This window comes from Enterobacter cloacae complex sp. HYC033_NIDB (assembly GCF_056673335.1).
In genome coordinates, this window is record NZ_CP115123.1 from 22,020 (window position 1) to 43,606 (window position 21,587).

Sequence of the window (21,587 nt, forward strand, 5' to 3'; positions counted from 1 at the left end):
TTTTATGGTGCCGGATTCACCAGCATCTGCCCTACCGATCCCCTGTCCATCATCTCCAGCGTCTGGCTGTGGAACAGGAACGGGAAGTGCGGCCAGGAAGGCTGGCCGTAGTAGACGAGCAGTTCGACCTGGCCATCCACCCAGACGGTATCTTTCCAGCCCCTGTCTTCCGGGAACGGCATCGCCCCGTTGACGTTGCGGATCAGGAATGACACCCCTTCAATATGGAACGACTGCGGCATCTCCGAGCGGACGGTCCAGCGCTCCCATGTTCCCTGTTGGGCGGTGATATCAATGCGGTTTACGTCCCACAGCGCACCGTTGATGCCCGGATCGTCGCCAAGGCTGATATCGCGACTGCGTACTGCCGGGCCGGTCACAATCTCCTGCGGCAGCAGGCGCATCGGCAGACTGTCGGTCACCAGCGGCAACAGGCCGGTCGGGCGCAGCGTGAGCACCAGCGTGGAGACCAGAACGCTCGACGGTTCAAAGAAGCCGCGAATACGGTCAACAATGCTTGCCGCTTCGCCGCAGGTCACGGACACTTCATCCCCGTTGGTCATATCCACGAGGATCTCACGACGTTCGCCCGGTGCCAGCGCCAGCTGTTTTACCGACACCGGCGCAGGTAATAACCCCTGATCGCCTGAAATCACGTGCAGCGCGCGGCCGTCGCTCATCTGCAACTGGTAGCGGCGCGAGTTAGAGGCATTCAGCAGACGCAGGCGCACCCAGCCACGAGACACTTCAACATACGGGCTTTGCGCGCCGTTAACCAGCAGCGTATCGCCGACAAAACCACCGCTGCCCGGCTCGCTGTACTCCGGCGTGCCGAAGTTATCCAGCCGCTTGTCCTGAATAATGATCGGGAAATCATCGACGCCGTAGTGATTCGGGATCGGCAGCGTTTTGCTGACCTCATCTTCAATCAGCCACATTCCGGCCAGGCCGTTGTAGACCTGCTGGGCGGTGCGGTTCGGGGTATTGGCGTGATACCACAATGTCGCCGCGCTCTGACGAATCGGGAGGACGGGCGCCCAGTCGGCATTCGGCGACATCATGCGTGCCGCGCCGCCAATCAGCGGCCCCGGAACCTGCAAACCACTGACGGTCATCGCGACATTTTCCGTCGTACGGTTACTGTAGATGAGCTTAACGTCATCGCCATTCCACACGCGAATGGTCGGCCCGAGGTAGCGTCCGTTAATGCCCCATACCTGCGCGCGCGTTCCCTGGGTAAAGGACCAGTGGCTACGCTGAAGCGTGAGGAATAGCGGCTGCCCGCGACGAGATTCAATCAACGGCGGAATAGGCAGCGGCTGTTGCTGCCCGGCGGCGCTGGCTGTCCGCGGCATCGCACCCGCACAAAGGGCGATACCCGAAGCCTGAATAAACTGACGCCGACTGAGTGACATATAAGCTCCATCTGAAACGACTAACAACGCGGGAATTCGTTTTCCCTTACACGACACCGGGTCAAATCTTACCGGCGGCTTCTCGCTCTGCAACTTCTTTATCGAGCTGCGCAATATGCTGAGCCATCAGCTCGCGGCAGTGCGTGGCCAGCTCGCGCACCTGGTCTTTACCGTATTTTGAGGTATCTACCGGCGGCAGCATTTCGACAATGACCAGTCCGTTATTCAGACGGTTAAGATTAATCTTATTCGATGTATTGGAAACACACACGGGAATAATTGGAACGCCTGCCGCAATTGCAGCATGAAACGCGCCGGTCTTAAACGGCAGCAGGCCGCGACCACGGCTGCGCGTCCCTTCCGGGAACATCCAGATGGAAATCCGGCGCTTTTTAAACTGATCCACCACTTCCGCAATGGTGCCATGCGCTTTGGCGCGGTTGTTACGGTCAATCAGTAAGTTACCGGTGAGCCAGTACAGCTGACCGAAAAACGGGATCCACAGCAGGCTTTTTTTACCCACGGTTACGGTCGGCGGAAGAACAATATTTGAGGCCGTCACCATATCGTAGTTGTTCTGATGGTTAGCGATATAGATGGCGTTACCGAAATTCTCCGCCCCTTCAGGCAGACGCTTTTCAACCTTCAGGCCAAACAGCGGCGCAAGACGACCAAACATGTGGCCAAACGTCGCGACATGCTTTGGGTTACGCGGGCTGAACAGGCAATAAATCGATCCGAAAATACAGACCAGAATGCAATAAATAACGGTAAGAATGAGACGAACAATGTATAGCATAGCGACCTCTGAAGCCCTGACAGCTGACAATTATACTTCACCTGTGGCCAGGTAAGGACTTTATTACGAGCGCGTATTGTTAATCGCAACGCACGAATTAACAACGTTTTTACGGGAAATTTTATGGTAATTCCCCCTCCGGAAAGAGGGGGGATGAAACAGGTTACTCTTCGCTGTCGTCCGCTTTGCTGCGCGCCGGCGAGTCGATCTCCACGCGGTCGATTCGCTGGAGGCCGCGCATCAGTGAGCCGCGACGTCCACGCTCACCCACCACCTTCTGCAACTCTTCCGGACGCAGTTTGATTTTACGCTTGCCGACATGAATGGTCAGCGTGCTCTGCGGCGGCAGCAGGAAGAGATGAGCGAGGCCATCGACGCCTTTTGCCGCTTCCGCTGACGGGATACTGATGATCTTGTTGCCCTTGCCTTTTGACAGCTCCGGCAGATCGCTGACCGGGAACATCAGCATGCGTCCGGCAGCGGTGATCGCCAGCAGCATGTCGCTTTCGTTCTCGATGATCAGCGGCGGCATGACGTGTGCGTTATCCGGCAGGCTAATCAGCGCCTTACCAGCACGGTTACGCGACACCAGATCGTTGAAGGTACAGATAAAGCCGTAGCCCGCATCAGACGCCATCAGCAGTTTTTGATCGTCGGCCTCCATCAGCATATGGTCCACCGTGGCGCCCGGCGGCAGCGTCAGCTTGCCGGTTAGCGGTTCGCCCTGGCCGCGCGCAGACGGCAGCGTGATCGGGTCGATGGCGTAGCTGCGGCCCGTAGAGTCGATGAACGCCACCGGCTGGTTACTCTTGCCCTTCACCGCCGCCTTGAAGCTGTCACCGGATTTGTAGCTCAGACCCGGCGCGTCGATATCGTGGCCTTTGGCGCTACGTACCCAGCCACTCTGGGAAAGCACGATGGTCACCAGCTCGGACGGCAGCATGTCGTGCTCGTTCATCGCCTTCGCCTCTTCGCGCTCGTGCAGCGGAGAACGACGGTCGTCGCCAAAGGCGTCGGCATCGGCCTGCAACTCTTTCTTCAGCAGGGTGTTCATCTTGCGCTCGGACGCCAGAATCGCCTGAAGCTGATCGCGCTCTTTTTCCAGCTCGTTCTGCTCACCGCGGATCTTCATCTCTTCCAGTCTGGCGAGATGGCGCAATTTCAGTTCGAGGATCGCTTCGGCCTGGGTTTCGCTGATGCCAAAGCGCGACATCAGGGCAGGCTTAGGTTCGTCCTCGGTACGAATGATCTCGATCACTTCGTCAATGTTGAGGAACGCCACCAGCAAACCTTCGAGGATATGCAGGCGCTTAAGCACTTTTTCCAGACGATGGTTCAGACGACGGCGCACCGTATCGCGGCGGAAGGCCAGCCATTCGGTGAGGATCTCCAGCAGGTTTTTCACCGCCGGACGACCGTCCAGACCAATCATGTTCAGGTTGATGCGGTAGCTTTTTTCCAGATCGGTAGTGGCGAACAGGTGGTTCATCACCTGCTCCATGTCCACGCGGTTAGAGCGCGGCACGATCACCAGACGGGTCGGGTTTTCGTGGTCCGATTCGTCGCGCAGGTCGTCCACCATCGGCAGCTTTTTATTGCGCATCTGGGAGGCGATCTGCTCCAGCACCTTCGCACCGGACACCTGGTGCGGCAGCGCGGTGATCACCACGGCCCCGTCTTCTTTGGTCCACACCGCGCGCATGCGCACGGAGCCACGGCCGTTCTGGTAGATTTTGCGGATTTCCGCGCGCGAGGTGATGATCTCGGCTTCGGTCGGATAGTCCGGCCCCTGCACAATATCCAGCAGATCGTCCAGCGAGGTTTTCGGCTGCTCAATCAGGGTGATGGCGGCTTTTGCCACTTCACGCAGGTTGTGCGGCGGAATGTCCGTCGCCATGCCCACGGCGATTCCGGTCGTGCCGTTCAGCAGGATGTTCGGCAGACGCGCAGGCAGCATCTTCGGCTCCTGCATCGTACCGTCGAAGTTTGGCACCCAGTCGACCGTCCCCTGCCCCAGCTCGCCCAACAGCACTTCGGCATATTTAGACAGGCGGGATTCGGTATAACGCATTGCCGCGAAGGATTTCGGATCGTCCGGCGCCCCCCAGTTCCCCTGGCCATCCACCAGCGGATAGCGATAAGAGAACGGCTGGGCCATCAGCACCATCGCTTCATAGCAGGCGCTGTCGCCGTGCGGATGGTATTTACCCAGCACGTCGCCGACGGTACGGGCGGATTTCTTAAACTTGGCGGTAGCATTCAGCCCCAGTTCGGACATCGCATAGACGATGCGGCGCTGAACGGGCTTCAGGCCATCCCCGATAAACGGCAACGCCCTGTCCATGATGACGTACATGGAGTAGTTCAGGTAGGCGTTTTCCGTGAATTCATGTAGCGCGAGGCGCTCTGCCATATCGCTCATTACGTGTGATTCCTCAACTCAGAAACCGATGGGTTTCAGGCAATATTGCCGCAGATACTACCTCATCTGGCGAGTTGAGTCACAAAGAAAAAGGGCCGCATAAGCGGCCCTTTCCGGGTTATTTGTTCAGCTTGATAACCTGCTTCACGTCGATTTCAAACTCGTTCCAGTCTTTATCGATTTTACCCTGGAGTTCGACTTTATCCTGCGGGCTGACGGTCACGCCGTTCCAGCGCTTGTGGTCGATCTCCACCACCACCGTGCCGCTCTCATCGCGGAAGGTGTAACGGTCATCGGACAGGCGCTCGGTAATGTTCCCGCGCAGCTTCACCCAGGCATCGTCCTTCAGGTCTTTCACTTTAGCCGCGGTGGTGAGGTTGGCGTTGTTATCGACAAAGCCACCCTGCTGGGTTTGCGTCTGGTTCTGTGTCGCAGATGGGCCAGAGAAGCCACCCTGTGCAGCAAAGACAGGGGCCGTGGTCATCATCATGATGGCAGCAATTGCAGCGAATTTTTTCATCTTTATCTCTCCCTTTAATGTCGTTTCACAATCCATTAAACAGGGTAAACCTTAACAACTTCTTAAGGGGAAAATTTATTTATTTTTACTGTACAGCAGGCGCTTGCAGAAGGTTTACTGACGGCATCAAGGAGGAAATATGCGCATTTTACTGGTAGAAGACGACAAGCTCATCGGCGACGGCATCAAAGCGGGCTTAAGCAAAATGGGCTTTAACGTGGACTGGTTTACCGACGGTAAAACCGGGCAGGCGGCCCTGTACACCGCGCCGTATGATGCCGTGGTGCTGGACCTGACGCTGCCAGAAATCGACGGGCTTGAGATCCTGCGCGCCTGGCGCGAAAGCGGTAAGAGCGAACCGGTGCTGATCCTGACCGCGCGGGATGCGCTGAATCAGCGCGTCGAAGGGTTACGCCTGGGGGCGGATGATTACCTGTGTAAGCCGTTCGCGCTGATTGAAGTGGCGGCCCGCCTTGAAGCGCTGGTGCGCCGCAGCCACGGGCAGGCGCGCAGCGAGCTGCGTCACGGCAAGGTCACGCTCGATCCGGCAAGCCTTGTCGCCACGCTGGAGGGCGAAACGCTGGTGCTCAAACCCAAAGAGTTCGCCCTGCTGGAGCTGCTGATGCGCAACGCGGGCCGCGTGCTGCCGCGCAAGACCATCGAGGAGAAACTCTACAACTGGGATGATGACGTCTCCAGCAACGCCGTCGAAGTCCACGTTCATCATTTACGCCGCAAGCTCGGCAGCGAATTTATCCGCACCGTGCACGGCATCGGTTATACCCTGGGTGACGCATGAAACTGACCCAACGCCTGAGCCTGAAGCTGCGCCTGACGCTCCTCTTTTTGTTGCTGTCCCTGGCGGCCTGGTTTGCCGCAAGCGTGGTGGCCTGGCACCAGACGACCGACAAGCTCGATAAGCTGTTCGATACCCAGCAGATGCTGTTTGCCAAACGGCTGCTGACGATGGACGTGGACGAACTCCGCGCCCCGGAACGCATGCGCGAGGTACCGAAAAAAGCCAAACACGGCCATCTGGACGACGATGCGCTGGCCTTCGCAATCTTCACCGCCGACGGCAGCATGGTGCTTAACGACGGCGAAAACGGGCGCGACATACCTTACCTCTACCGCCGGGACGGGTTTGATGACGGTCGCTTGCAGGATGACAACGACGAATGGCGTTTCCTGTGGCTGACTTCTCCGGACGGGAAATACCGCGTGGTGGTTGGCCAGGAGTGGGAGTACCGACAGGATATGGCGCTGGACGTGGTCAGCTCGCAGCTGACGCCGTGGCTGGTGGCGCTGCCCGTAATGCTACTGTTGCTGATTGTTCTGCTGAGCCGGGAACTGAAACCGCTGAAAAAACTGGCGCAGACCCTGCGCTCGCGCTCGCCGGATGCGACCGATACGCTGCCCACCCACGGCGTGCCGACGGAGGTTCGCCCGCTGCTTGATGCGCTTAACCATCTTTTCGCCCGTACGCAGGAGATGATGGCCCGCGAGCGCCGCTTCACCTCGGATGCCGCCCATGAGTTGCGCAGCCCGCTGGCCGCGCTGAAGGTGCAAACCGACGTGGCGCAGCTTTCCCTTGACGATCCCGGGGCGCAGTCTAAAGCGCTGGGGCAGCTGCATGCGGGCATCGACCGCGCCTCCCGGCTGGTGGACCAGCTTCTCACCCTGTCGCGCCTGGATTCACTGGATAATCTTGATGACGTCGAACCCGTGATGATGGCCGATTTGCTGCAATCCGCGGTGCTGGATATCTGGCATCCGGCGCAGCAGGCGGGCATTGATATTCGGCTCAACGTCAACGCGCCCGAGGTGATGCGTCACGGACAGCCGCTACTGCTGAGCCTTCTGGCGCGTAACCTGCTGGACAACGCCGTTCGTTACAGCCCGCGCGGCAGCGTGGTGGACGTGACGCTGCATACCCAAAGCTTTACCGTGCGCGACAACGGCCCGGGCATTTCTTCCGATGCGCTGGCGCGTCTCGGCGAGCGCTTTTATCGTCCACCGGGCCAGGACGCCACCGGCAGCGGTCTGGGGTTGTCTATCGTCAAGCGTATCGCGGCGTTGCACGGGATGCGCGTCTCGCTGGGCAATGCGCCGGAAGGGGGCTTTGAGGTGACCGTCAGCTGGTAGCCATTATTGCGCTCTGCGCAAAAGACTTTGCACATTTTGCTTATTTTTCCGCTCCGTCCTCGCGCGTAGAATACCCGGCATACTCTCATCATCGAGGACAAATAATGAGCAACATTCTGATTATCAACGGCGCGAAAGAATTTGCGCACTCTAAAGGCCAGCTGAATGACACCCTGACCGAGGTCGCGGATGGTTTCCTGCGCGACGCCGGACATGATGTTAAGGTCGTGCGCGCGGACAGCGATTACGACGTGAAGGCCGAAGTGCAGAACTTCCTGTGGGCCGACGTGGTTATCTGGCAGATGCCGGGCTGGTGGATGGGCGCACCGTGGACCGTGAAAAAATACATGGACGATGTGTTTACCGAAGGTCACGGTTCGCTGTATGCCAGCGACGGTCGCACCCGCTCAGACGCGTCTAAAAAATACGGTTCCGGCGGCCTGATTCAGGGCAAGAAATACATGCTCTCCCTGACCTGGAATGCCCCGCTTGAAGCCTTCACTGAGCAAGATCAGTTCTTCGAAGGCGTGGGCGTAGACGGCGCGTATCTGCCGTTCCACAAGGCGAATCAGTTCCTGGGGATGGAGCCGCTGCCGACCTTTATCGTCAACGACGTGATTAAAATGCCGGACGTCCCGCGCTATATCGCAGAATATCGCAAGCATCTCGCGGAAATTTTTGCTTAACTGGTAGCCTGGAATTAGAAGGAGTTAATTATGCTTACCGTTATTGCTGAAATCCGTACGCGTCCTGGCCAACATCACCGCCAGGCGGTACTGGATGAGTTCGCGAAGATCATCCCGACCGTACTGAAAGAAGAAGGCTGCCACGGCTACGCGCCGATGGTGGACGCCGCCACCAGCGCAAGCTTCCAGGCGACCGCGCCAGACTCAATCATCATGGTTGAGCAGTGGGAAACCGTCGCGCACCTTGAAGCGCATTTGCAGACCGCGCATATGAAAGCGTGGAGCGACGCGGTGAAAGGGGACGTTCTGGAAACCCACATCCGTATTCTGGAGCAAGGGGTTTAAGTTCCGTGAAATTTGCCGGGTGGCACTGCGTTTACCCGGCCTTCAACTTCCCTCCCAGGCCCGGTAAGCGTTAACGCCGCCGGGCTTTTTTCATCACCTTAACATTCAACTGCTATGCTTATTCTGACTTCATGTTTAACAGGAGGATGGAATGGGACTTTTTAACTTCGTAAAAGAAGCAGGCGAAAAGCTGTGGGATAACCTGACCGATCATAAAGGTCAGGGCGACAAAATCACCGAGCACCTCAAGAAACTCAACATTCCCGGTTCCGATAAGGTTCAGGTTAACGTCACTGACGGCAAGGCCAGCGTGACGGGCGACGGGCTGACGCAGGAGCAGAAAGAAAAAATCCAGGTCGCCGTCGGCAACATCGCGGGCGTCAGCGAAGTGGAGAACAATATCACCGCGACAGATGCCAAAGATGAAGCCACCTACTATACGGTGAAATCCGGCGATACCCTGAGCGCAATCTCTAAAACCGTGTACGGCGATGCCAACCAGTACAATAAGATTTTTGAGGCTAACCGTCCAATGCTCTCCAGCCCGGATAAGATCTATCCCGGTCAGACGCTGCGTATTCCGAAAGCGTGATCGATAAGTCGGGGGTTACCCCCCGACTGTTTTTACCAGTACAGTTTCCAGCTCTGCGTAAAACGCACCAGTGCCTCAACGTAGAAGTAATCGCCCCAGCTCGCGCACTCATCCACGCCTTTATTGCTCGCCAGGTGATACACCGAGTGCTTAAGCAGCCCGTTGCCCTTCTCTTCTTTGCCCATCAGATAGTGCTTTGTCAGCGAGGACATAATCCCTTTCGCCCATTCGAGGTAACGTTCGCGATCCGGATCTGTGACCGGCAGATGTTTCACCAGCTCCAGCAGTCCACACACCGCAATCGCCGCCGAGGAAGAGTCACGCAGTGCGTCGGTGCCCACCAGCGCCAGATCCCAGTGGCAGACGTAGTCTTCCGGCAGGCGATTGAGGAAGTAGTTCGCCAGCCGTTTTGACAGGGCGATCATCGTTCCGTCGCCGGTATAGATATAGCTCAGCAGGAAACCGTAAATGCCCCACGCCTGCCCGCGCGACCAGCAGGAGTCGTCGGCGTAGCCCTGCTGGGTGTTGCCGTAGCGCGGTGCGCCGGTTGCCACATCCATATAGTAGGTGTGGAAGGTGGAGGCATCGTCACGAATGAGGTACGTCGCGGCCTGCATGACGTGCGCTTTTGCAGCGTCGGCAAAGCGCGGATCGCCCGTCTGCTCCGTTGCCCAGTAGAGCAGCGGCAGGTTCATGTTGCAGTCGATGATCATCCGCCCGGCCTGCTCCGGATCGGAGAGATCGCCCCACGCCTGGATGATTTTCGCCTTCTCGTGGAAGCGTTCCAGCAGGGCTTCCGCCGCCAGCAGCGAGAAGCCGCGCGCCTCGCGGTTTCCGGTCAGCCGCCACGCGGCTACGCAGGAGAGCGTGTAGAGGAAGCCTAAATCGTGGGTGTTGGTGTCGTTGCGCCCGGCGATGCGCAGGCCAAACGAGCGCACGTGTTTTTCCGCCATCGCGCGGAATTTTTCCTCGCCGCTCATCTCCCATGCCAGCCACAGCTGCCCGGTCCAGAAGCTGGTGGTCCACTCCACGTTGTCAGTCAGCGGATAAAAACCGTTCTGGCAGGTTTCCGCCGGGAATTTGTCGCCGAACTCCGTTAAATGACGGCTAATCAGGTCAAGAACGTGGCTGCGCGCCGAATTCAGTTCATCGCTGAATGCGCGGGAGTCAACGGGCGCAGCGATAACAGGCAGACGTTCTTTTTTGATACGACTTAACATATTTCGGTTCCTTCTTTGACGGCGTAATTTATCGAGTTGACGTTTCTGCTACGTTCAGCGCACGAGCCCCGCGCCATTTGCTCTGACAGGCGGATAACGTAAAAGCAGAAATAAGGGTAAAGGTCAGCGCCGTTGCGCCCATGATGATATAGGTGTGCTCAAAGCCAATACGGTCATACATATAGCCGGCAGGGGAAGAGACCACCACGTTGCCAACGTAGAGCATCGCCTGATAGCCGAGTAAATACATGGTGGCATTGACGCGCTTGTCGAAATGCTCGGCGATATATTTAAATACCGACACCAGCAGGAGACAAATTTCCAGACCGTACAGCGGCTTAAGCACTGAAATTAACAGGTGTGAATCACACATGCCGGAAATAATCAGACGCGCCCCAACCACCAGCCCGACAATTAACAGCCCGCGTTTGGCGCCAATAAAGTTCACAAACAGCGGGACCACCATATACATGACAAATTCCATGCCCGACTGTACGGTCCCGAGATAGCCGAATACGGCGTTGCCCTCATGAATATCATCGAAGAAGGTGACGAAATAGCGCGAGAATTGCTGCTCGGCGATAAACATCATCCATGCCACGCCCGCCACGTACAGGCAGAAGGCCCAGAATTTGCGGTTACGCAGCAGGGCGTAAACGTCGGACGGGGCAATTTTCTCTTTCGTCAGCACCTCGCCTGCGTGAGCGGAGTTAGTGTTCACTTTCAGGCTCAGCAGGACAATCAGCATCACCACCGACGCCACGCTGCCGAGAATAAAGTTATACGCCGGTGAGAGGTTGAACAGCAGGCCGGAGAAAGATGACGCCACCGCCCAGCCGAGCGATCCCCACATACGGATCTGCCCGAACTCCATGCCATTCAAACGGCTAAAGCGGTCGGAATAAGATTCACACGCCGCCACGCCCGCGTACCAGGCAAAGCTTAAATAGAGCGCGCCGATAATAATCCCCAGCAGGGTATTAGACATTAACAGCGGCTGGTAAACATAAATAAAGAATGGCGCCATCAGGGCCGACATGATCACCACAAAATAGAGCAGATATTTGCTCATGCCGATCTTATCGAGAATATAGCCGTAGATCGGCTTGAGAATAACGGAGAATATCCCGTTCACCGCAAAGACGGTTCCAATCACCGATCCGCTCAGGTTGGCTTTCTGACCGAGCCAGATCGCCAGTAGACCAATACTGGCAGACCAGGTAAAGAAATAGAGAAAGATAAAGCTGCTGATTTTGTAATATTCAGTTCTGTTGGTTGTCGATGTGCTTTTCATATCATCCTCGCCGGGGTGTAGGGCCAGATTTTTATAATGTGAACGACAGCTTACGTTCGCTTCCGGGTTCGCTAATCACGACCTGGTTATGGGTTATATTCAGATGCGGCGTCGCCGCAGCAGGCTGTTTTCCGCCAGCCAGAACGGCGCAACAGAGCCAGCTTTCCCCTTGCGGGAGGTCAGCTTTTAACAGCGGAATGGAGGCGCACTCCGCAAACATAATGCTGCTGTTCGGCGGCGTGACGATGCTGTCTGGCTGGCGCTGAATGATCGGCGAGAGATCGACAATGACGCTGCTGCCGTTTTCAGCCATCAGATAACAACCGCGTTCGCGCACCTGGTGGGCGGTTTTCATCACCGCAAAGCCGCCCTCGACGGTTTGCAGAGTGCGCGCGCTGTTGATACGGTGCAGGCGCAGGTGCCACTCCCCGAACGGGATCTGCCAGGTCGCAATCTGCACGTCGCGCCACGGCGACCAGCGCGAGAAAATGTAATTTTCATCCACCCGAACCTCTTCGCACTCGCGACGTCCGCGGAAATAGTCATCTCCGTCCGCCAGCAGCAGCATGGAATCGCAGGCGGCATGCTTCAGGCCAAAACGCCCGCGCTCAAGGGTGAATCCGAAGCGGCTGGAGTAGGCAAATTTGGTGTATTTCGCTTCGGTGTTGACGTAGTTGTTCAGCTCCAGCTGACCGGCGGTGAGCATGACGACGTGCTGCGAATCTTTCGAATGCATCAGGATCTGCTGCGCATGCGGAATCACATGTTTTTCAGCAAGCGCGGGCAGCGGTTGTTCTTCCGCCTGCCAGAACGGGTGTGCTTCCGGCAGCGCCAGGATCAGATAGGTTTTCAGCGCCCAGTACGGTGAACCGGGGGAGTTGTAATCCTCGCACATCGCCAGGTTCGGATACGCAAAGCCGAGGGTGAGAATACCGTCGCGATCGACAATCGACTGCTGCTGCCACCAGCGCAGATGCCGCAGCACAATGCCCTTTACGATGCCCGGGGTGAAGACGTCCAGTTGAGAAAAGGCCACCGCGCTCCAGAAGGCAACCATGGCAAAGCGGTAGGTCAGGCTGCGGCCAAACGGCACCGAGGCGCCATCGGCGGCGGACCAGTAGATAAAGTCTTCCGCGAACAGACGCGAGCGCTCGCGCAGCACCTTCGCCCTCGCCTCGTCGTCACTCAGCGTGGCGTAAATCAGGCCGTAGAAATGGAAAGCCATGGAGATGTAGTAATCTTTCGGGCGGCCGGGACCGTCGGAATACCAGCCGTCGCCGAGGTAGTAGGCGTCCATCAGCGCAAAGCGGTGGTCAATGGCGGCCCGATCGTACGGCAGGCCGGCGCGCTTAAAGCCGAGCTGGACCATAATGGCAAAATAGTTCCAGTTGCTGTCCGGCATCTGCGCGTCGGTGATTTGGTTGAGCCACGCGTGCAGGTTCATCACCTCGCGCCCGGTAAAGTGCGCGGTGAGTTTATCCCCCAGCAGAGCGAGCCCCAGACCGTAGGCCGCCATCTCCACCAGACGTTGATCGTACGGGCCGGTTTCACCCCAGTAGCCGCTGCTTTGCGGGTCGGTACCAAGCTTAATGGCAGTAAGGTACTTCTCGCTGAACGGCGTGCTTTCGCCAGATGCCATCAGCGGAAACAGCCCCCACAGCGCGCGAGAAAGTCCCTCCATCTGCGCAATATCCGCTGTGTAATGGGCGCAGGTGTCGCCCAGCGGGAATCGTGAACGGTTCGCCGGAAATTGCGTGTCCAGCGCCTGTAAAAGTGCATTCAACGACGCCACTACCTCCTGGCGTGAAGACAACGGATTTGATTTTTCTTTGTTTGCCGCCCACATCGGTTCGCCCTCGTAATCAACTGCGGCAAAGCATAGTGAATCCGCAAGGGGCAGAAATGTTAGCCATGTCACAGGCATGAACGATGAATAAACCTCCAGTTGAGAAAATTTAAAAAGGTGGTTTATAAAGACGATCAGACGGGAAAAAGTTGAGTTTTATTGCACTATGCGCGACACGCCGACATCCGACCTTCTGGAACTGATCGCCCTGAACGATACCGTGGCCTCGTTCAGCCGCCTGTTTGCCAATACGGTGCGCTACCATCACTGGCATCAGTGTCTGGAGATCCTCTATGTGGAAGAGGGCTTTGGCGTGGCGATTGTCGATAATCGTCACTACACCATGCGCCCCGGACGACTGTTTTTCTTCCCGCCTTTTACGCTGCACAAGGTCATGGTGGACGAACAGGCGGAGGCAATTTACCGCCGCACCATTATTCATCTCGACCAGCACGCGGTGCTGAAGATCCTGCGGGATTTTCCCCAGACCCGGCAGCGCCTGGAGCGGCTGTCACGCCGTGGCGGCGAAGCGTGGGTCGCCGATTTAGCCCACTGTCACCACCATATCCACCATCTGTTAAGCTGCTATAAACCGCCGATGAACGGCGAGAGCATCGCCAGCCTGCTGATCGGCCTGTTCGCGATGCTCCCCGACGATCGCGACGGTGAGCCGGGCAACAGCCAGGGGATCGCCAGCCAGGTAATGTTCTGGCTCGACGAGCATTATCAGGAGAAATTTCGTCTGGACGCGCTGGCCGAAGAGCTGGGTAAATCACGCAGTTACGTATCGCGAAGATTCCATGCGGAAACGGGCGAAAAAATTCACGACTACCTGAACACGCTAAGGTTGCGTAAGGCGTGCGAGTGTTTACTCCACACGGATTCGAGCGTGCGTGACATTGCCGCACAGGCGGGATTTTCCGACGTGACGTGGTTTATCAGCGCATTTAAAAAGGGGATTGGCGAGACGCCGTTGCAGTACAGGAAGAACCATCGTGCGGTTTGACGCCCTCACCCCAGCCCTCTCCCACGGGGAGAGGGGGAAGATCAACCGCTCTTTTTCCCCGGCTTTAATCCGCGGTGTAACTCGTTGATGCGCTTCATCGACTTGATGGTGCGCTGCGGCTCAGTGGAGGCGACGGACAGAATAATCATCTCCAGGCACAGCAGCACCGTGCCGTGCAGCGGGATTTTGCCCTTCTCGCCGCCGCGCGGGACGTGGATCACTACGCTTGCCTCTTTGCTAAAGCGCGAGTCCGTGGCGTTGGTCAGCAAAATGGTGGGAATACCCAGGCGCTTCGCTTCGCGCAGCGTGGTCTGCCCCTCCCGGTGCGCGGATTTTTGCGCCATCATTACCAGCACGTCACCGCGCTGTAGGGCAATCAGCTGTTCGGCGAGGCCAATACCGGTGCGGTTGAGCGGGATCGCAGGCAGGCCTATACGGCTAAACAGTCGCGAGGTGTACTCAGCCAGAATGCCGGATGCACCAATGCCAAAAATAGCGACCTGTCTCGCCTGCGCCAGCAGCGACACCGCCTGCGCCATCGCGTAGCGGTTGCCCGGTTCGGACAACACCGCGCAGGTGTGTTGATGGCCTTCCAGCACAAAATCGATGCTCGCGTCGACGTCGCTGGTAAGCGTGTTTACCGTGGTGGACATCTTCTCGCTGGAGGTGACCACCGGGCCAAACCACTGCTCCAGGGTCTGCTTGAGATCCCGCAGCCCGCCAAACCCAAGCGCCTGAATGGCACGCACCACGGTGGCGTCCGAGGTGCGTAGCACAGCGGCAATCTCCATTGCCGTCTGCTCCATAACCGCTTCACGATTTTCATTGATATAGCTCGCCACCTGCAGCAGGCGCGGCGTCAGCTGGTGCGCCCGCGAGCGGAGGCGGTCGCCGTAGACATCAATTTTTCGGATCATCGTGAGGCCTCCGGCAGCGGACGGCCCGCTATCTGCGACTGCACCTGCGCGGCCATCAGCCCCAGCGAGGCAAATGAATTTGAGATCGCTTCCTCGCGGGAGATGAGCACGTAATGCCCGGTTCGGCAGGCGTTGAGAAACTGACACCAGCCCGGCATCACCGCATCCATCGCCGCCAGCTCGTCCTGTGGTTTCCCGCCGGTGTCCCCGCGCCAGGTGGCAAAGACAAAATCAGCATCCAGCTCCGGCAGGCGCTCGGCGCTGACGTCGATGCGCCCGCCCTCCGGGATGCTCTCAGTCAGCGGCGGGAACCTGAACCCTGCGTCGCGCAGCACGCGCCCAAGCGAGTGGTAGCTGTGCATGGCATTGATTTTGCCCTGATTGGCCTGAATCACCGAGACGGTCAGTTTGCTCGTATCGATGGTCGCCTTTAGCGCATCGATCTGCTCCTGATAGCGACGCTCCAGAATCTTCAGCCGCGCCTCTGTCCCGGTAAGCTGCGCCAGCTTGCGGTAGATCTCCGGCGCGCCGCCGTCGAGGTGATCGATACTCACCGTCGGGGCAATTTTTTCCAGCTGTTCGACCGGCGTGTTGCGGGTCGGCTCGGTGATGATAAGATCCGGCTTCGCCGCGGCGATGGCTTCAATATCGATATCCGCGGTGCCGATGAATGTGATGTCGGAATTATCAAAATCGATGCCCGTCAGCATACCGCTGGAACGCAGAAAATGGCTGCCGTCCGGTCGGGTGCGGCCATGGCTGGCAACCGGCGGTACGCCAAGCTCGATCAGCGGAATGGTGATATCCAGATCGTGCAGGGACACAATCCGCTTCGGGTTAACCGGCACCACCACGTTGCGGTTCAGGTCGTCAGTAAACGTCTGCATTGGCTCTGCGGCTCCTACAGCAAAACCCACCAGCACCAGCATTGCAAAAAATACGCGCATTTTTATCCCCTAAAATCGATCCCGACGCTGCCAGAGCAGCAGCAGGAAAAACGGTCCGCCAATCAGTGAAATGACAATTCCCGCCGGCAGCTGCAACGGGAGAAATGCCAGCCGCCCGACGTTATCCGCCAGCAGCACCAGCAGCGCGCCCAGTACGGCACTTCCCGTCAGCAGTGCCGTTTGCCCTCCGCGCAGCAGCAGGCGCGCCATGTGCGGAGCAATCAGCCCGACAAAGCCGATACTCCCCACGCAGGAGACGCAGGCCGCGGTGAGCACCACGGGGGCAAACACGCGCAGCAGAGCGAGGCGTGAAGTCCGCACGCCCAGCCCCGTCGCAGTGTGGTTGCCGAGCAAGGCTACGTCTGCGGCGCGTGCGGTAAAGAGCAGCAGCGCAAACGCTGGCACTGTCCAGGCAGCAGCGATGCTGACCAGCGTCCAGCTTGCTGCATGCAGGCTCCCCGCCAGCCACAGCATCGCCGTCTGGACGTCGCGCACGTCGGCGGTCGTCATAAAGACCCCCATCGCGGCGGCAAACGCCCATGACACGCCGATGCCGATCAGGATGAATCGCGGGCGCGAGATATCACGCGCCAGCGCCACTACCAGCAGCGCGGTCAGCAGCCCACCGGCCATGCCGATAAGTGGACGCCAGTACGGCCCCAATCCCGGAAACTGAAAAATCAGCAGCAGCACCGCCGCGCTACAGCCCTCTTTCACGCCGATAAGACCGGGGTCAGCAAGGCCGTTGCGGGTAATGGACTGCATGGCCGCCCCCGCCATGCCGAGCATCGCGCCGCACAGCACCGCCATCAGCAGGCGCGGCAGGCGGATATCCATCACAATGTAATGCGCATCCGCCGTCAGACGTTCAGGATAAAACAGCGCACGTCCGATGGCGGAAGCAGGAATGGGCAGCGAACCGTGCGTCAGGCCAAAACTTAGCAGCAGGAGAGCGGCAAGCGATAATACGGCCAGATACAGCAGCGCCCTCGGGCGAACCAGCGCCGAGAAGGAGAAAAATCGTACTGCCCTCAATCCAGCCCGGTTCATTTGAACATCCTTGACGCCATAAGGATAAAGACCGGCGCGCCGACCAGCGCAGTCATCACGCCTGTTGCCAGCTCATACGGCGTAAATAGCGTACGGGCGGCGATATCCGCCATCAGCAGAACCAGCGCCCCGCAGAGAGCTGAAAGCGGCACCATCACGCGCAGGTCCACCGATACCAGACGGCGAATCAGCTGCGGCACCACGAGTCCGATAAACCCGATCGGTCCGGCAACTGAAACCGCCGCGCCGCACAGCAGGGCGATGGCCAGCAGCGCGAGCAGGCGCGTTTTCAGCAGCGACACGCCAAGCCCCTGCGCCATTCTCTCGCCCAGCGCCAGCATGTTCAGCGACGGCGACAGCCAGAGTGCCAGCGCAAAACCCACGGCAGCGGCCCCCGCGGCGCTAGCGATCGTCTCGCCGATGACTCCCGCCACATCCCCCGCAAGCCAGGTCCGCATGGCCAGCAGCGTCTGTTCATCCAGAATCAACACCGTGGCGGTTATCGATGAGGCAAATGCCGACATTGCCACGCCGCACAGCGTGACCTTCATCGGCGTGAGACCGGTACGCCCGGATGAGGAGAACGTTAGCACCAGCAAAAAGAGCGCGGCGGCGCCAGCTGCGGCTATCAGAGGGCGGCCAAACGGCAGCGACAGCCCGAGGGCACTCGTCAGCACCACCGCCAGCGCCGCCCCTGCATTCAGCCCCAGGATATGCGGCTCGCCGAGCGGGTTGCGGATCACTGACTGCAGCAGCACGCCCGCGACGCCGAGCGCCGCGCCCGTCACCAGGGCGGCGCACAGCCGCATCAAGCGCAGCCTGACGATCACGCTATGCTCAAAATTGCGCGGGTCGAAGTGGAAAAATGCGTCTACTACCGTCCGGGGGGCGATAACGCGCGCCCCGATGCTCAGGTGCGCAATCGCGCCTGCCAGAAGCAGCAGCGTAAAGAGAATAAAGGCCACAGACGTGCGCATCATGGTTTGTCGTCAGCCTGACGGAACGGCATAAAGAACGGCTTGCCGGTCAGCGGGTTAACCGACATATGCACGTCGACGTCAAACACCGCTTTGATTAGCTCCGGCGTGCAGGCGTCGCCCTCATGCAGTACCCCCTCAACCTTTCCCTGACGTAAAAAGACCAGCGAATCACCGTAATTCACGGCGAAGTTGAGATCGTGCAGAACCACCACCACGGTGCGCCCGTGCCGGCGCGTCAGCGTGTGCAGCAGTTCGAGGATCTCCACCTGGTAGCGAAGATCGAGGTACGTCGTGGGTTCATCCAGCAGGATATAGGGCGTTTGCTGCGCCAGCACCATGGCGATCCAGCAGCGCTGGCGCTGGCCGCCGGACAGGCTTTCAACCAGATGATGGGCAAACTCTGCCGTTCCGGTCAGGCGTAACGCCTCCTCCACGGCCCGCTCGTCTTCCTCGCTCCACTGGCGCATCACGTTCTGCCAGGGGAAACGTCCGCGCGAGACCAGCTCAAATACGGTTAACCCTTCTGGAAGCAGCGGAGACTGCGGCAGGATCCCGAGCTGGCGGGCGACCGCTTTGGTTGGCTGCGAGTGGATGGCTTTGCCGTCCAGCACCGCGCTGCCGCCGAGCGGCTGAAGCAGCCGTGCGAGGGTACTTAACAGCGTCGATTTTCCGCAGCCGTTTGCGCCCACCAGAACAGTCATTTTCTGCTGGGGGATCGCAAGGGAGATATCATCAACGATGATTTTTTTCTGGTAACCCGCGGAGAGGTTCTCAAGAACCAGTCCCGGCTTTTTGATGTAGTGAGCCACGTGAACGCCAACGTAAGAAAAAAAACCAACAAATAAAAATAAAACTCATTCTCTTTTGTGAGTTTGCCGCCGCTCCATGTAGTAGTCAAGCGAAGATACACCCTGTAAAACCCAGGGATAATTGAGCATCACCGCACAAATTAAAATTCATTTTTATTAATTATTTTCAAAACCTTAAACAATAAATCGAAGCGTGTTAGCCAGAGAGAAACCTCTGTAGCGAAATTTTTATTTATTCCATTTACTACTACATGCCCTCATGCTTGAATGATTCTCAATTACAAGTCCGATGCCGTAGAGGCTAACGGACAGACCGTAAGGGCAATGACTCACACATTCTTCCGCGAGCATTTCATCGCAGGATATTTTGGGAAAACAGATGTAATGGCTAAGTTCACACCTTCATTCGCCGGGGTAAAAGGGCGCGCGCTCTTTTCACTCCTGTTCATGGCGCCTCTGGTGCACGCAGCAGCAAAAGACGGTGAGACGCTTACCGTCACTGCCGATCCTTACGCTTCCACCGACGCCACCAGCGGCTATCAGCCCCTGAACACCTCCACCGCCACGCTGACCAACATGCCGATGCTGGACATCCCGCAGGTGGTCAATACCGTCAGCGATAAAGTGCTGGAAGACCAAAACGCGACCACGCTAGACGAGGCGCTGTATAACGTCAGCAACGTGGTGCAGACCAACACCCTGGGCGGCACGCAGGATGCCTTCGTGCGCCGTGGCTTCGGCGCAAACCGCGATGGCTCGATCATGACCAACGGCCTGCGCACCGTGCTGCCGCGCAGCTTCAATGCCGCAACCGAGCGCGTGGAGGTGCTAAAAGGCCCGGCCTCGACCCTTTACGGTATTCTCGACCCCGGCGGCCTGATTAACGTGGTGACCAAACGCCCGGAGAAAACCTTCGGCGGCTCGATTTCTGCCACATCAACCAGCTTTGGCGGCGGTAGCGGACAGTTTGACGTCACCGGTCCAATTGAAGGTACGCGTCTGGCCTATCGCCTGACGGGGGAGTATCAGGACGAGGATTACTGGCGTAATTTCGGCACCGAACGCAGCACCTTTATCGCCCCGTCTTTGACCTGGTTCGGCGATGATGCCACCGTGACCGTGCTCTATTCGCATCGCGACTATAAAACGCCGTTCGATCGCGGAACGATCTTCGATCTCAACACCAAAAAGGCCGTCGACGTCGATCGCAAAACCCGCTTTGATGAGCCATTTAACGTGACCGACGGTCAGTCCGACCTCGCTCAGCTTAACGCGGAGTATCGGCTCAACAGCCAGTGGACCGCGAAGTTCGACTACAGCTACAGCCAGGATAAGTACAGCGATAACCAGGCTCGCGTGATGGCCTACGATTCAAAAACCGGCAACCTGACCCGCCGCGTGGATGCGACCCAGGGTTCGACCCAGCGTATGCACACAACGCGGGCAGATTTGCAGGGGAACGTGGACATCGCGGGCTTTTACAATGAGATCCTGACCGGCGTGTCGTATGAGAATTACGATCTGCTGCGCACGGACATGATCCGTTGTAAGAACGTTAAGGATTTCAATATTTACAACCCGAGCTACGGCAGCCTCGGCAAGTGCACCACCGTCTCGGCAGCCGACAGCGATCAAACCATCAAGCAGGAGAGCTACTCCGCCTACGCGCAGGACGCGCTGTACCTGACCGATAAATGGATCGCCGTTGCCGGACTGCGCTACCAGTATTACACCCAGTACGCGGGCAAAGGCCGTCCGTTTAACGTCAACACCGACAGCCGCGACGACCAGTGGACGCCGAAGCTGGGCCTGGTATACAAGCTCACGCCGGCAGTCTCCCTGTTTGCCAACTATTCCCAGACGTTTATGCCGCAGTCGTCCATTGCGAGCTACATCGGCGACCTGCCGCCGGAAACGTCGAACGCGTATGAAATAGGCGCTAAATTCGACCTGTTCGACGGCATTACCGCCAACATCGCGCTGTTTGATATCCACAAGCGCAACGTGCTGTACACCGAAAGCGTCGGTGATGAAACCGTCGCCAAAACCGCGGGCCGCGTGCGCTCGCAGGGTGTCGAAGTGGATCTCGCCGGATCGCTGACCGAGAACACCAACATTATCGCCAGCTACGGCTATACCGATGCGAAGGTGCTGGAAGACCCGGACTACGCGGGCAAACCGCTGCCGAACGTACCGCGCCATACCGGCTCCCTGTTCCTGACGTACGATATTCACAATGCGTTTGCCGGGAATACGCTGACAATTGGCGGCGGCGGGCACGGCGTAAGCCGTCGTTCAGCGACTAACGGTGCGGATTATTATCTGCCGGGCTATTTCGTGGCGGATGCATTTGCGGCGTACAAAATGAAGCTGCAATATCCGGTGACGCTACAGGTGAACGTGAAGAATCTGTTCGATAAGACCTACTACACGTCGTCGATTACGACCAACAACCTGGGCAACCAGATTGGCGACCCGCGTGAAGTGCAGTTTACGGTGAAGATGGAGTTTTGACGTAAAAAAGCCCGGTGGCGCTAACGCTTACCGGGCCTACGATCCTAACCCCTTCCCTGTGGGAGAGGGTTAGGGTGAGG

The 21,587-nt window shown here is 58.1% G+C and carries 19 protein-coding genes; 7 read left to right on the plus strand and 12 right to left on the minus strand.

Features of this window, described 5'->3' with window-relative positions; translation table 11 throughout:
* Positions 1 to 2: 2 nt before the first annotated feature.
* From ftsP to O1721_RS00120, 4 genes are all read right to left on the minus strand, one after another.
* Positions 3 to 1,415: a cell division protein FtsP gene (gene ftsP, locus O1721_RS00105; RefSeq protein WP_017384056.1), complete on the minus strand. Its 1,413-nt coding sequence runs from the start codon at positions 1,413 to 1,415 to the stop codon at positions 3 to 5.
* Positions 1,416 to 1,476: 61 nt separating this feature from the next.
* Complete coding sequence (plsC, locus tag O1721_RS00110; protein WP_003862497.1) at positions 1,477 to 2,214, minus strand: 1-acylglycerol-3-phosphate O-acyltransferase; 738 nt, start codon at positions 2,212 to 2,214, stop codon at positions 1,477 to 1,479.
* 163 nt (positions 2,215 to 2,377) lie between these two features.
* Complete coding sequence (parC, locus tag O1721_RS00115; RefSeq protein ID WP_032649544.1) at positions 2,378 to 4,636, minus strand: DNA topoisomerase IV subunit A; 2,259 nt, start codon at positions 4,634 to 4,636, stop codon at positions 2,378 to 2,380.
* Between the two features lie 118 nt (positions 4,637 to 4,754).
* Positions 4,755 to 5,156, minus strand: coding sequence for a YgiW/YdeI family stress tolerance OB fold protein (locus O1721_RS00120; protein WP_032649546.1), 402 nt, complete (start codon positions 5,154 to 5,156; stop codon positions 4,755 to 4,757).
* Between the two features lie 139 nt (positions 5,157 to 5,295).
* On the opposite strand from O1721_RS00120, the gene qseB reads away from it, so the two are divergent.
* The 5 genes from qseB (at position 5,296) to lysM (ending at position 8,924) form a co-directional block, all read left to right on the plus strand.
* On the plus strand, positions 5,296 to 5,955 hold the full coding sequence (gene qseB, locus O1721_RS00125; protein ID WP_023295445.1) for a quorum sensing response regulator transcription factor QseB: 660 nt from the start codon (positions 5,296 to 5,298) through the stop codon (positions 5,953 to 5,955).
* Positions 5,952 to 7,301 (plus strand): quorum sensing histidine kinase QseC, encoded by a 1,350-nt coding sequence (qseC, locus tag O1721_RS00130; RefSeq protein WP_017692661.1) that lies wholly within the window; start codon positions 5,952 to 5,954, stop codon positions 7,299 to 7,301. The genes qseB and qseC overlap by 4 nt, the downstream gene beginning before the upstream one ends.
* 104 nt (positions 7,302 to 7,405) lie before the next feature.
* On the plus strand, positions 7,406 to 7,987 hold the full coding sequence (locus O1721_RS00135; protein ID WP_015571876.1) for an NAD(P)H-dependent oxidoreductase: 582 nt from the start codon (positions 7,406 to 7,408) through the stop codon (positions 7,985 to 7,987).
* A 30-nt stretch (positions 7,988 to 8,017) separates the two neighbouring features.
* Positions 8,018 to 8,332 carry a putative quinol monooxygenase gene (locus O1721_RS00140; protein WP_003862506.1) on the plus strand — a complete coding sequence of 105 codons (315 nt, stop codon included), beginning with the start codon at positions 8,018 to 8,020 and terminating at the stop codon, positions 8,330 to 8,332.
* Between the two features lie 151 nt (positions 8,333 to 8,483).
* A complete protein-coding gene (lysM, locus tag O1721_RS00145; RefSeq protein ID WP_014885249.1) occupies positions 8,484 to 8,924 on the plus strand; it encodes a peptidoglycan-binding protein LysM in 441 nt (146 codons plus the stop codon).
* A gap of 32 nt (positions 8,925 to 8,956) precedes the next feature.
* On the opposite strand, the gene O1721_RS00150 is transcribed toward lysM, so the two are convergent.
* Genes O1721_RS00150 through O1721_RS00160 form a run of 3 tightly spaced genes read right to left on the minus strand, consistent with a single transcriptional unit; the run spans position 8,957 to position 13,284 of the window.
* Positions 8,957 to 10,144 (minus strand): glycoside hydrolase family 88 protein, encoded by a 1,188-nt coding sequence (locus O1721_RS00150; RefSeq protein ID WP_032649549.1) that lies wholly within the window; start codon positions 10,142 to 10,144, stop codon positions 8,957 to 8,959.
* A 28-nt stretch (positions 10,145 to 10,172) separates the two neighbouring features.
* Positions 10,173 to 11,438, minus strand: coding sequence for an oligosaccharide MFS transporter (locus tag O1721_RS00155; protein WP_015571880.1), 1,266 nt, complete (start codon positions 11,436 to 11,438; stop codon positions 10,173 to 10,175).
* A 31-nt stretch (positions 11,439 to 11,469) separates the two neighbouring features.
* A complete protein-coding gene (locus O1721_RS00160) occupies positions 11,470 to 13,284 on the minus strand; it encodes a DUF2264 domain-containing protein (RefSeq protein ID WP_032649551.1) in 1,815 nt (604 codons plus the stop codon).
* A 166-nt stretch (positions 13,285 to 13,450) separates the two neighbouring features.
* Here O1721_RS00160 and O1721_RS00165 point away from each other — a divergent pair, with 166 nt between their 5' ends.
* Positions 13,451 to 14,290 (plus strand): AraC family transcriptional regulator, encoded by an 840-nt coding sequence (locus O1721_RS00165; RefSeq protein WP_032649553.1) that lies wholly within the window; start codon positions 13,451 to 13,453, stop codon positions 14,288 to 14,290.
* A 41-nt stretch (positions 14,291 to 14,331) separates the two neighbouring features.
* On the opposite strand, the gene O1721_RS00170 is transcribed toward O1721_RS00165, so the two are convergent.
* Genes O1721_RS00170 through O1721_RS00190 form a run of 5 tightly spaced genes read right to left on the minus strand, consistent with a single transcriptional unit; the run spans position 14,332 to position 18,993 of the window.
* Entirely contained in the window at positions 14,332 to 15,207 is an 876-nt protein-coding gene (locus O1721_RS00170; RefSeq protein WP_032649556.1) for a MurR/RpiR family transcriptional regulator, read from the minus strand.
* Complete coding sequence (locus O1721_RS00175) at positions 15,204 to 16,154, minus strand: iron-siderophore ABC transporter substrate-binding protein (RefSeq protein WP_032649558.1); 951 nt, start codon at positions 16,152 to 16,154, stop codon at positions 15,204 to 15,206. Before O1721_RS00175 ends, O1721_RS00170 begins: the two co-directional genes overlap by 4 nt.
* A gap of 9 nt (positions 16,155 to 16,163) precedes the next feature.
* The gene (locus O1721_RS00180; RefSeq protein WP_017692658.1) at positions 16,164 to 17,204 is read right to left on the minus strand and encodes a FecCD family ABC transporter permease; all 1,041 of its coding nucleotides are present in this window, start codon (positions 17,202 to 17,204) and stop codon (positions 16,164 to 16,166) included.
* Complete coding sequence (locus tag O1721_RS00185) at positions 17,201 to 18,184, minus strand: FecCD family ABC transporter permease (protein ID WP_032649559.1); 984 nt, start codon at positions 18,182 to 18,184, stop codon at positions 17,201 to 17,203. The genes O1721_RS00180 and O1721_RS00185 overlap by 4 nt, the downstream gene beginning before the upstream one ends.
* Positions 18,181 to 18,993: an ABC transporter ATP-binding protein gene (locus O1721_RS00190; protein WP_017384046.1), complete on the minus strand. Its 813-nt coding sequence runs from the start codon at positions 18,991 to 18,993 to the stop codon at positions 18,181 to 18,183. Before O1721_RS00190 ends, O1721_RS00185 begins: the two co-directional genes overlap by 4 nt.
* 384 nt (positions 18,994 to 19,377) lie before the next feature.
* Between O1721_RS00190 and O1721_RS00195 the strand changes: the two genes are divergently transcribed.
* On the plus strand, positions 19,378 to 21,507 hold the full coding sequence (locus O1721_RS00195) for a TonB-dependent siderophore receptor (protein WP_032649563.1): 2,130 nt from the start codon (positions 19,378 to 19,380) through the stop codon (positions 21,505 to 21,507).
* Positions 21,508 to 21,587 lie beyond the last annotated feature (80 nt).